Origin of the sequence: Scandinavium sp. (assembly GCF_036271055.1) — a bacterium.
GTDB lineage: Bacteria > Pseudomonadota > Gammaproteobacteria > Enterobacterales > Enterobacteriaceae > Scandinavium.
On the sequence record NZ_DATBBJ010000023.1, the window covers coordinates 1 to 8,996 of the forward strand.

Consider the following 8,996-nt stretch of genomic DNA (forward strand, 5'->3'; position numbering starts at 1 on the left):
ACGCTCCAGCACACCGTAGATACGGCGAACTTTTTGCTTTTCACGCAACTGCACACCATAGTCAGACAGACGCGGTTTACGCGCACCGTGCTGGCCAGGAGCTTGTTCAATTTTACACTTGGTATCGATCGCGCGAACGCCTGACTTAAGGAATAAGTCGGTGCCCTCACGACGGCTCAGCTTGAGCTTAGGACCCAAATATCTTGCCATTTTCTTTCTCCAACTAACCTGGAAAACGCAGCGTTATACGCGACGTTTCTTCGGCGGACGACAACCGTTATGAGGGATCGGAGTCACATCAGTAATATTAGTGATGCGGAAACCAGCGGCGTTCAGAGCACGAATAGTAGATTCGCGACCCGGACCCGGACCTTTGACCATAACTTCCAGATTCTTGATGCCGTAATCTTTTACGGCTTCAGCGCAACGCTCTGCTGCAACCTGAGCTGCAAACGGAGTGGATTTGCGTGAACCACGGAAACCGGAACCACCGGCTGTTGCCCAACCCAGTGCATTACCTTGGCGATCGCTGATGGTAACGATGGTGTTGTTAAAAGAAGCATGGATATGAGCCACGCCATCAGAGACTTGTTTTCTTACACGCTTACGTGCACGAACTGGTGCCTTTGCCATTATTCAATCACCCCGATTATTTCTTGATCGGTTTGCGCGGACCCTTACGGGTACGTGCGTTGGTCTTCGTACGCTGACCGCGCACTGGCAGACCACGACGATGACGCAAACCGCGATAGCAACCAAGATCCATCAGGCGCTTGATGCTCATGCTGATTTCACGGCGCAGATCACCTTCAACGACAAATTTGGCAACTTCGTCACGCAGCGTGTCGATTTGTTCTTCAGACAGCTCACTGATCTTAACATCTTCAGCAATGCTCGCCGCAGCCAAAATGGCTTTGGAACGAGTTTTGCCGACACCGAAGATCGAAGTTAATGCGATCACGGCGTGTTTTTGATCAGGAATGTTAATGCCTGCTATACGGGCCACTATGCACTCCTACTATTTAATATGTACGTACCATGCCGAAAAGCCCGTTTTCAGGATACTCAAATGGAAACGTACAGACATACAAAAAGATTGGCTGGCTAATCTAGCCAGCTCAACCCAACTTTGCAAGAAAAATATGCGAAATAATCAGCCTTGGCGCTGTTTATGTTTCGGCTCCGCACTGCAAATCACACGGATGACACCATCACGCTTAACGATTTTGCAGTTACGGCATAATTTCTTGACGGAAGCACGAACTTTCATTTTTACTCTCCGTAACTTCTCAGGCGACCATTAACGGCCGTAGCCTTTCAGGTTCGCCTTCTTCAATGCAGACTCATACTGACTAGACATCATTAGAGTTTGCACTTGAGCCATAAAGTCCATAATCACGACGACAACAATAAGTAGCGAAGTCCCACCGAAGTAGAACGGCACTTTCATTGCATCACGCATGAACTCCGGGATCAGGCAGATAAAAGTAATATACAACGCACCAATCAGAGTCAGGCGAGTCATTACTTTATCGATATACTTCGCCGTTTGTTCTCCCGGACGAATTCCTGGTACAAATGCACCGGACTTCTTCAGGTTATCTGCTGTTTCTCGCGGGTTGAAAACCAACGCCGTATAGAAGAAACAGAAGAAGATGATTGCAGACGCATAGAGTAACACATAAAGCGGTTGCCCAGGCTGCAAATACAGCGAAATTGTTGTCAGCCAGTTCCAACCAGTACCGCCCCCGAACCATGACGCGATGGTCGCCGGGAACAGAATAATACTGGAAGCGAAAATTGCCGGGATTACCCCCGCCATATTCACTTTCAGCGGCAAATGTGTGCTCTGTGCAGCATAGACACGACGACCTTGCTGGCGTTTCGCGTAGTTTACCACAATGCGGCGTTGACCACGTTCAACAAATACAACAAAGAAAGTCACTGCAAATACTAATACTGCAACCAACAGCAACAGGAGGAAGTGCAGGTCGCCTTGACGCGCTTGCTCGATAGTATGGGCGATGGCTGGCGGGAGACCCGCAACAATACCAGCGAAGATAATGATCGAAATACCGTTACCGATACCACGTTCAGTAATCTGTTCGCCGAGCCACATCAGGAACATAGTTCCTGTGACCAGACTTACAACAGCGGTGAAATAGAATGCAAAGCCTGGATTAATCACCAGACCATGCATACCAGGCATATTCGGCAGACCGGTAGCAATACCGGTCGCCTGGAATATTGCCAGCACCAGAGTACCGTAGCGGGTATATTGGCTAATCTTACGACGGCCAGATTCCCCTTCCTTCTTAATCTCTGCCAGCGTCGGGTGAACCACCGTCAGCAGCTGGATAATGATCGATGCCGAAATGTACGGCATGATACCCAATGCAAAGATAGAAGCACGGCTGAGAGCACCACCAGAGAACATGTTAAACATCTCAATGATGGTGCCTCGCTGTTGCTCAAGCAGTTTGGCAAGTACAGCGGCATCGATACCAGGGATTGGAATAAAAGAGCCAATACGGAACACAATCAGCGCACCGATCACAAACAGAAGTCTGCGTTTCAGTTCACCGAACCCACCTTTGGCACTTTGAAAATCTAATCCCGGTTGCTTAGCCATCTGCTACTTATTCCTCAATTTTACCGCCAGCAGCTTCGATAGCAGCACGAGCGCCTTTAGACACGCGCAGGCCGTTAACAGTTACCGGGCGAGTTACTTCACCAGCAAGAATCACTTTCGCGAATTCAATCTGGATGCCGATAATGTTAGCCGCTTTCAGCGTGTTCAGGTCTACTACGTCGCCTTCTACTTTAGCCAGATCAGACAGACGAATTTCGGCTGTGATCATTGCTTTACGTGAAGTGAAACCGAACTTCGGCAGACGACGGTACAGTGGCATCTGGCCGCCTTCGAAACCGCGACGTACGCCACCGCCAGAACGAGAGTTCTGACCTTTGTGACCACGACCAGCAGTTTTACCGGAACCAGAACCGATACCACGACCCAGGCGTTTACCCGCCTTTTTAGAGCCTTCGGCCGGAGACAGAGTATTTAAACGCATCTCTTACTCCTCAACTTTAACCATGTAGGAAACCGCGTTGACCATACCACGAACAGCGGGAGTATCCTCGCGTTCTACGGTGTGGCCAATACGACGCAGACCCAGGCCAAGCAGCGTTGCCTTGTGTTTCGGCAGACGACCGATTGCACTGCGGGTTTGAGTAATTTTAATAGTCTTTGCCATGGTCAATTACCCCAGAATTTCTTCAACGGATTTACCACGCTTGGCAGCGACCATTTCTGGAGAATTCATATTTTCCAAGCCATCGATAGTTGCACGAACCACGTTAATCGGGTTAGTAGAACCATACGCTTTAGCAAGAACGTTATGAACTCCAGCGACTTCCAGGACGGCGCGCATTGCACCACCGGCAATAATACCGGTACCTTCAGAAGCCGGCTGCATGAAGACACGAGAACCCGTGTGAACACCTTTTACAGGGTGTTGCAGGGTGCCGTGGTTCAGCGCGACGTTAATCATATTGCGACGGGCTTTTTCCATCGCTTTCTGGATCGCTGCTGGAACTTCACGCGCTTTACCGTAACCAAAACCAACGCGACCGTTACCATCGCCTACTACAGTCAGAGCTGTGAAGGAGAAAATACGACCACCTTTTACGGTTTTAGATACGCGGTTAACCGCGATCAGCTTTTCCTGCAGTTCGCCAGCTTGTTTTTCGATGTGAGCCATCTTACACCTCTACCTTAGAACTGAAGGCCAGCTTCACGGGCAGCATCTGCCAGTGCCTGGACACGACCATGATATTGGAACCCGGAACGGTCAAAGGAAACATCTTTGATGCCTTTTTCCAGAGCGCGTTCAGCGACAGCTTTACCCACAGCTGCTGCAGCGTCTTTGTTACCGGTGTACTTCAATTGTTCAGAGATAGCTTTTTCTACAGTAGAAGCAGCTACCAGAACTTCAGAACCGTTCGGTGCAATTACCTGTGCGTAAATATGACGCGGGGTACGATGTACCACCAGGCGAGTTGCGCCCAGCTCTTGGAGCTTGCGGCGTGCGCGGGTCGCACGACGGATACGAGCAGATTTCTTATCCATAGTGTTACCTTACTTCTTCTTAGCCTCTTTGGTACGCACGACTTCGTCGGCGTAACGAACACCCTTGCCTTTGTAAGGCTCAGGACGACGGTAGGCGCGCAGATCTGCTGCAACCTGACCGATCACCTGCTTATCAGCGCCTTTCAGCACGATTTCAGTTTGAGTCGGACATTCTGCAGTAATACCTGCTGGCAGCTTATGCTCAACGGGGTGAGAGAAACCTAAAGACAGGTTTACTACGTCCCCTTTGATCGCTGCACGATAACCTACACCAACCAGCTGCAGCTTCTTAGTGAAGCCTTCGGTAACACCGACAACCATTGAGTTCAGCAGGGCACGCGCGGTACCAGCCTGTGCCCAACCATCCACGAAACCATCACGTGGACCGAAGGTCAGTGCATTGTCAGCTTGTTTAACTTCAACAGCAGCGTTGAGAGTACGAATCAGCTCGCCGTTTTTACCTTTGATCGTAATAACCTGACCGTCGATTTTTACATCAACGCCGGCAGGAACAACGACCGGTGCTTTAGCAACACGAGACATTTTTTCCTCCGATTAGGCTACGTAGCAGATAATTTCGCCACCAAGACCAGCTTGGCGCGCTGCACGATCAGTCATAACACCTTTAGAGGTAGAAACAACTGCGATACCCAGACCCGCCATAACTTTCGGCAGCTCATCTTTTTTCTTATAGATGCGCAGACCTGGGCGGCTGACACGCTGAATGCTTTCTACAACAGCTTTACCCTGGAAGTACTTAAGAGTCACTTCCAGTTCCGGCTTGGTGTCGCCTTCAACTTTAAATTCTTCAATAAAACCTTCTTCCTTCAGCACGTTGGCAATTGCCACTTTCAGCTTGGAGGAAGGCATGGTGACCGCAACTTTGTTCGCGGCCTGACCGTTACGGATACGGGTCAGCATATCCGCGATCGGATCTTGCATGCTCATCTGTCTTTACTCCCGTGATTCAATTGGTGACAATTACCAGCTAGCCTTTTTCAAGCCAGGTACTTCACCGCGCATTGCGGCTTCACGAAGCTTGATACGGCTCAACCCGAACTTGCCCACATAACCATGTGGACGACCAGTCTGGCGGCAGCGGTTACGCTGACGGGACGGGCTGGAATCACGCGGCAGACTCTGCAGCTTCAGAACTGCATTCCAACGATCTTCGTCGGAAGCGTTTACATCAGAGATGATCGCTTTCAGTTCAGCGCGTTTCGCGAAGTATTTTTCAGCTAAAGCTACGCGTTTAACTTCGCGTGCTTTCATTGATTGCTTAGCCATTAAGTAGCCCTACCTTACTTGCGGAACGGGAAGTCAAAGGCAGCCAGCAGAGCACGGCCTTCTTCGTCAGAATTCGCAGTTGTGGTAATGGTAATATCCAAACCACGTACGCGGTCGACTTTGTCATAGTCGATTTCTGGGAAGATGATCTGCTCACGGACACCCATGCTGTAGTTACCACGACCATCGAAAGACTTAGCGGACAAGCCACGGAAGTCACGAATACGTGGTACAGCAATAGAGATCAGGCGCTCAAGGAACTCCCACATGCGTTCGCCACGCAGAGTCACTTTACAGCCGATCGGATAGCCCTGACGGATTTTGAAGCCTGCAACTGATTTGCGTGCTTTGGTGATCAACGGCTTTTGACCGGAGATTGCTGTCAAGTCAGCTGCTGCATTATCCAGCAGTTTCTTGTCAGCGATCGCTTCACCAACACCCATATTCAGGGTGATCTTCTCGACCCGAGGGACTTGCATGACAGAATTGTAGTTAAACTCAGTCATGAGTTTCTTAACTACTTCGTCTTTGTAGTAATCATGCAGTTTCGCCATCGTACTACTCCAAATTACTTGATAGTTTCGCTGTTAGATTTGAAGAAACGGACTTTTTTGCCGTCTTCGAATCTAAAGCCTACACGGTCAGCCTTGCCGGTTGCCGCATTGAAGATTGCAACGTTAGAGATCTGAAGCGCAGCTTCTTTCTCAACGATGCCACCTGGTTGGTTCAGGGCCGGAACCGGCTTCTGATGTTTCTTAACCAGGTTGATACCTTCAATAATGACCTTGCCGGAAGACAGGACATTTTTTACTTTACCGCGTTTACCTTTATCTTTACCGGTTAACACGATAACTTCGTCATCACGACGGATCTTCGCTGCCATGATTCGCTCCTTAGAGTACTTCTGGTGCCAGAGAGATAATTTTCATGAACTTTTCATTACGCAGTTCACGAGTTACCGGCCCAAAAATACGCGTGCCGATTGGCTGCTCGCTGTTATTGTTTAAAATAACGCATGCATTACCATCGAAGCGAATGACAGAACCGTCCGGGCGACGAACACCCTTCTTGGTGCGCACCACTACCGCTTTCAGCACGTCGCCTTTTTTCACCTTACCACGCGGAATTGCTTCCTTGATGGTGATCTTGATGATATCGCCGACGCCTGCGTAGCGACGGTGCGAGCCACCCAGAACCTTGATACACATTACGCGACGTGCACCGGAGTTGTCGGCGACGGTCAGCATAGTCTGTTCTTGGATCATTTTAGTGCTCCGCTAATGTCAACTACTACTGAGACTCTAAAATCAGAGCCGTTAAAAAGCCCCATATCGAGGGCGCAGCATTATAACACCGCTCTCAAGATAAGGGTAGAAAAAATAAACGGCTCATTTCTGAGCCGTTTATTCGTTTGAGAATGCGTACTGTATTACAGAACCGCTTTCTCTACAACGCGAACCAACGTCCAGGACTTAGTCTTGGACAGTGGACGGCATTCACGGATTTCAACCTTGTCGCCGATACCACATTCGTTGTTCTCGTCATGTACGTGCAGTTTGGTCGTACGTTTGATGAATTTCCCGTAAATCGGGTGCTTCACAACACGTTCGATGGCAACAACAATGGATTTCTCCATTTTATCGCTGACAACGCGACCTTGCAGAGTACGGATTTTATCGGTCATTACGCACCCGCCTTCTGAGTCAGTAAAGTCTTAACACGTGCAACATTACGACGAACCTGCTTCAGCAGGTGAGTCTGTTGCAGCTGGCCGCTTGCAGCCTGCATACGCAGGTTGAATTGCTCGCGCAGCAGGTTAAGCAGCTCGGTGTTCAGCTCTTCAACGCTCTTTTCACGCAGCTCATTTGCTTTCATTACATCACCGTCTTAGTTACAAAGGTGGTTTTGATAGGCAGTTTCGCTGCTGCCAGGCCGAAGGCTTCACGGGCCAGCTCTTCCGAGACACCGTCCATTTCATACAGGACTTTACCCGGCTGAATCAAGGCAACCCAATACTCCACGTTACCTTTACCTTTACCCATACGAACTTCCAGTGGCTTCTCGGTGATCGGTTTGTCCGGGAATACACGGATCCAGATCTTACCTTGACGCTTAACTGCACGGGTCATAGCACGACGTGCTGCTTCGATCTGACGTGCAGTCAGACGACCACGGCCAACAGCTTTCAGACCGAAAGTGCCGAAGCTAACATCCGTACCGGCAGCCAGACCACGGTTGCGGCCTTTGTGCACTTTACGGAATTTTGTACGCTTTGGTTGTAACATCAGCGACTCTCCTTACTTACGGCCTTTACGCTGCTGCTTTTTAGGTTGAGCAGCCGGTTTTTCCGGTTGTTCAACAGCAGCCATCCCACCCAGGATCTCACCTTTGAAGATCCACACTTTAACGCCGATTACACCATAAGTGGTGTGCGCTTCAGAGGTGTTGTAGTCGATGTCAGCACGCAGTGTGTGCAACGGCACGCGACCTTCACGGTACCATTCGGTACGTGCGATCTCGGCGCCGCCCAGACGGCCGCTAACTTCAACTTTGATACCTTTAGCGCCCAGACGCATGGCATTCTGTACAGCACGCTTCATAGCACGACGGAACATAACGCGACGTTCCAGCTGAGAAGTAATGCTGTCAGCAACCAATTTTGCGTCCAGTTCAGGCTTACGAACTTCGGCGATATTGATCTGTGCAGGAACGCCAGCGATATCCGCTACGACCTTGCGCAGTTTTTCTACGTCTTCGCCTTTCTTACCGATAACGATGCCAGGGCGAGCAGTGTGAATAGTCACACGGATGCTCTTAGCTGGACGCTCGATAACGATACGAGATACAGACGCCTTCGCCAGTTCCTTAGTCAGGTACTGACGAACTTTAAAATCGCTGTCCAGGTTGTCAGCGAATTCTTTGGTGTTCGCAAACCAAGTAGAGTTCCAAGGTTTTACAATACCCAGGCGAATACCATTAGGATGTACTTTCTGACCCATTGCTAGTCTCCAGAGTCTCAGCGATCGGACACAACCACAGTAATGTGGCTGGTGCGCTTCAGGATGCGATCTGCACGACCTTTTGCACGCGGCATAATGCGCTTCATGCTTGGGCCTGCGTCTACGAAGATTTTCGCGACTTTCAGATCGTCAATGTCAGCGCCATCGTTGTGTTCAGCGTTAGCAATGGCAGATTCCAGAACTTTCTTGACCAAAACAGCCGCTTTCTTGTTGGTGAAGGTCAAAATTTCCAGTGCCTGCGACACTTTCTTACCGCGAATAAGGTCAGCAACAAGGCGAACCTTTTGAGCAGAAGAACGAGCGTGGCGATGTTGAGCTAAAGTTTCCATCTCTTCCTCCTACTTATTTCTTCTTGGCTTTTTTATCAGCAGCGTGGCCGCGATAAGTACGTGTCGGTGCAAATTCACCCAGTTTGTGACCGACCATTTCGTCGGAAACAAATACCGGAACATGCTGACGACCATTATGGACAGCGATGGTCAAACCGATCATGTTAGGAAAGATCGTTGAACGACGGGACCAAGTGCGCAGGGGCTTCTTGTCACCGCTTTCCACCG

Annotated in this window: 20 protein-coding genes and 1 pseudogene; all 21 read right to left on the minus strand. The window is 49.8% G+C overall.

Annotated features, from left to right (window positions below; genetic code table 11):
• Positions 1–210, minus strand: a pseudogene (rpsD, locus tag VH187_RS02130) (30S ribosomal protein S4); the annotation flags it as partial.
• 33 nt (positions 211–243) lie between these two features.
• A complete protein-coding gene (gene rpsK, locus VH187_RS02135) occupies positions 244–633 on the minus strand; it encodes a 30S ribosomal protein S11 (RefSeq protein WP_043081126.1) in 390 nt (129 codons plus the stop codon).
• 16 nt (positions 634–649) lie between these two features.
• A complete protein-coding gene (gene rpsM, locus VH187_RS02140; RefSeq protein WP_258988614.1) occupies positions 650–1,006 on the minus strand; it encodes a 30S ribosomal protein S13 in 357 nt (118 codons plus the stop codon).
• A 147-nt stretch (positions 1,007–1,153) separates the two neighbouring features.
• Positions 1,154–1,270 (minus strand): 50S ribosomal protein L36, encoded by a 117-nt coding sequence (gene rpmJ, locus VH187_RS02145; protein ID WP_000868187.1) that lies wholly within the window; start codon positions 1,268–1,270, stop codon positions 1,154–1,156.
• Between the two features lie 30 nt (positions 1,271–1,300).
• A complete protein-coding gene (secY, locus tag VH187_RS02150; RefSeq protein ID WP_329699846.1) occupies positions 1,301–2,632 on the minus strand; it encodes a preprotein translocase subunit SecY in 1,332 nt (443 codons plus the stop codon).
• A gap of 7 nt (positions 2,633–2,639) precedes the next feature.
• Entirely contained in the window at positions 2,640–3,074 is a 435-nt protein-coding gene (gene rplO / locus VH187_RS02155) for a 50S ribosomal protein L15 (protein ID WP_329699847.1), read from the minus strand.
• A 3-nt stretch (positions 3,075–3,077) separates the two neighbouring features.
• Entirely contained in the window at positions 3,078–3,257 is a 180-nt protein-coding gene (gene rpmD, locus VH187_RS02160; RefSeq protein WP_004846568.1) for a 50S ribosomal protein L30, read from the minus strand.
• 6 nt (positions 3,258–3,263) lie between these two features.
• Positions 3,264–3,764: a 30S ribosomal protein S5 gene (gene rpsE / locus VH187_RS02165; RefSeq protein WP_002438697.1), complete on the minus strand. Its 501-nt coding sequence runs from the start codon at positions 3,762–3,764 to the stop codon at positions 3,264–3,266.
• 14 nt (positions 3,765–3,778) lie between these two features.
• Positions 3,779–4,132, minus strand: coding sequence for a 50S ribosomal protein L18 (rplR, locus tag VH187_RS02170; protein ID WP_006817270.1), 354 nt, complete (start codon positions 4,130–4,132; stop codon positions 3,779–3,781).
• A 9-nt stretch (positions 4,133–4,141) separates the two neighbouring features.
• Positions 4,142–4,675, minus strand: a complete 534-nt coding sequence (rplF, locus tag VH187_RS02175) for a 50S ribosomal protein L6 (RefSeq protein ID WP_329699848.1) — start codon at positions 4,673–4,675, stop codon at positions 4,142–4,144.
• 12 nt (positions 4,676–4,687) lie between these two features.
• Positions 4,688–5,080 (minus strand): 30S ribosomal protein S8, encoded by a 393-nt coding sequence (rpsH, locus tag VH187_RS02180; RefSeq protein WP_312629865.1) that lies wholly within the window; start codon positions 5,078–5,080, stop codon positions 4,688–4,690.
• 33 nt (positions 5,081–5,113) lie between these two features.
• Positions 5,114–5,419: a 30S ribosomal protein S14 gene (gene rpsN / locus VH187_RS02185; RefSeq protein WP_074780832.1), complete on the minus strand. Its 306-nt coding sequence runs from the start codon at positions 5,417–5,419 to the stop codon at positions 5,114–5,116.
• Between the two features lie 14 nt (positions 5,420–5,433).
• A complete protein-coding gene (gene rplE / locus VH187_RS02190; protein WP_329699849.1) occupies positions 5,434–5,973 on the minus strand; it encodes a 50S ribosomal protein L5 in 540 nt (179 codons plus the stop codon).
• A gap of 14 nt (positions 5,974–5,987) precedes the next feature.
• Complete coding sequence (gene rplX / locus VH187_RS02195; RefSeq protein ID WP_329699850.1) at positions 5,988–6,302, minus strand: 50S ribosomal protein L24; 315 nt, start codon at positions 6,300–6,302, stop codon at positions 5,988–5,990.
• Positions 6,303–6,312: 10 nt separating this feature from the next.
• Positions 6,313–6,684 carry a 50S ribosomal protein L14 gene (rplN, locus tag VH187_RS02200; protein WP_008457164.1) on the minus strand — a complete coding sequence of 124 codons (372 nt, stop codon included), beginning with the start codon at positions 6,682–6,684 and terminating at the stop codon, positions 6,313–6,315.
• Between the two features lie 164 nt (positions 6,685–6,848).
• Entirely contained in the window at positions 6,849–7,103 is a 255-nt protein-coding gene (gene rpsQ, locus VH187_RS02205) for a 30S ribosomal protein S17 (protein WP_097164998.1), read from the minus strand.
• Entirely contained in the window at positions 7,103–7,294 is a 192-nt protein-coding gene (gene rpmC / locus VH187_RS02210) for a 50S ribosomal protein L29 (protein WP_097164997.1), read from the minus strand. Before rpmC ends, rpsQ begins: the two co-directional genes overlap by 1 nt.
• Positions 7,294–7,704: a 50S ribosomal protein L16 gene (gene rplP, locus VH187_RS02215; protein ID WP_329699851.1), complete on the minus strand. Its 411-nt coding sequence runs from the start codon at positions 7,702–7,704 to the stop codon at positions 7,294–7,296. The genes rpmC and rplP overlap by 1 nt, the downstream gene beginning before the upstream one ends.
• A gap of 12 nt (positions 7,705–7,716) precedes the next feature.
• The gene (gene rpsC / locus VH187_RS02220; RefSeq protein WP_000529945.1) at positions 7,717–8,418 is read right to left on the minus strand and encodes a 30S ribosomal protein S3; all 702 of its coding nucleotides are present in this window, start codon (positions 8,416–8,418) and stop codon (positions 7,717–7,719) included.
• 17 nt (positions 8,419–8,435) lie between these two features.
• On the minus strand, positions 8,436–8,768 hold the full coding sequence (gene rplV / locus VH187_RS02225) for a 50S ribosomal protein L22 (RefSeq protein WP_034461779.1): 333 nt from the start codon (positions 8,766–8,768) through the stop codon (positions 8,436–8,438).
• Positions 8,769–8,781: 13 nt separating this feature from the next.
• Positions 8,782–8,996, minus strand: a 215-nt coding sequence (rpsS, locus tag VH187_RS02230) for a 30S ribosomal protein S19 (protein ID WP_142432743.1), incomplete at its 5' end; no start/stop codon positions are given.

Coding starts and splice junctions, on each gene's coding strand:
- rpmJ (WP_000868187.1), bottom strand. CDS start 1,270: ATGAAAGTTCGTGCTTCCGTCAAGAAATTATGCCGTAACTGCAAAATC.
- rpmD (WP_004846568.1), bottom strand. CDS start 3,257: ATGGCAAAGACTATTAAAATTACTCAAACCCGCAGTGCAATCGGTCGT.
- rpsH (WP_312629865.1), bottom strand. CDS start 5,080: ATGAGCATGCAAGATCCGATCGCGGATATGCTGACCCGTATCCGTAAC.
- rplP (WP_329699851.1), bottom strand. CDS start 7,704: ATGTTACAACCAAAGCGTACAAAATTCCGTAAAGTGCACAAAGGCCGC.
- rpsE (WP_002438697.1), bottom strand. CDS start 3,764: ATGGCTCACATCGAAAAACAAGCTGGCGAACTGCAGGAAAAGCTGATC.
- rpmC (WP_097164997.1), bottom strand. CDS start 7,294: ATGAAAGCAAATGAGCTGCGTGAAAAGAGCGTTGAAGAGCTGAACACC.
- rpsN (WP_074780832.1), bottom strand. CDS start 5,419: ATGGCTAAGCAATCAATGAAAGCACGCGAAGTTAAACGCGTAGCTTTA.
- rpsK (WP_043081126.1), bottom strand. CDS start 633: ATGGCAAAGGCACCAGTTCGTGCACGTAAGCGTGTAAGAAAACAAGTC.
- rplX (WP_329699850.1), bottom strand. CDS start 6,302: ATGGCAGCGAAGATCCGTCGTGATGACGAAGTTATCGTGTTAACCGGT.
- secY (WP_329699846.1), bottom strand. CDS start 2,632: ATGGCTAAGCAACCGGGATTAGATTTTCAAAGTGCCAAAGGTGGGTTC.
- rplN (WP_008457164.1), bottom strand. CDS start 6,684: ATGATCCAAGAACAGACTATGCTGACCGTCGCCGACAACTCCGGTGCA.
- rplF (WP_329699848.1), bottom strand. CDS start 4,675: ATGTCTCGTGTTGCTAAAGCACCGGTCGTTGTTCCTGCCGGCGTTGAT.
- rplV (WP_034461779.1), bottom strand. CDS start 8,768: ATGGAAACTTTAGCTCAACATCGCCACGCTCGTTCTTCTGCTCAAAAG.
- rpsC (WP_000529945.1), bottom strand. CDS start 8,418: ATGGGTCAGAAAGTACATCCTAATGGTATTCGCCTGGGTATTGTAAAA.
- rplE (WP_329699849.1), bottom strand. CDS start 5,973: ATGGCGAAACTGCATGATTACTACAAAGACGAAGTAGTTAAGAAACTC.
- rplO (WP_329699847.1), bottom strand. CDS start 3,074: ATGCGTTTAAATACTCTGTCTCCGGCCGAAGGCTCTAAAAAGGCGGGT.
- rplR (WP_006817270.1), bottom strand. CDS start 4,132: ATGGATAAGAAATCTGCTCGTATCCGTCGTGCGACCCGCGCACGCCGC.
- rpsQ (WP_097164998.1), bottom strand. CDS start 7,103: ATGACCGATAAAATCCGTACTCTGCAAGGTCGCGTTGTCAGCGATAAA.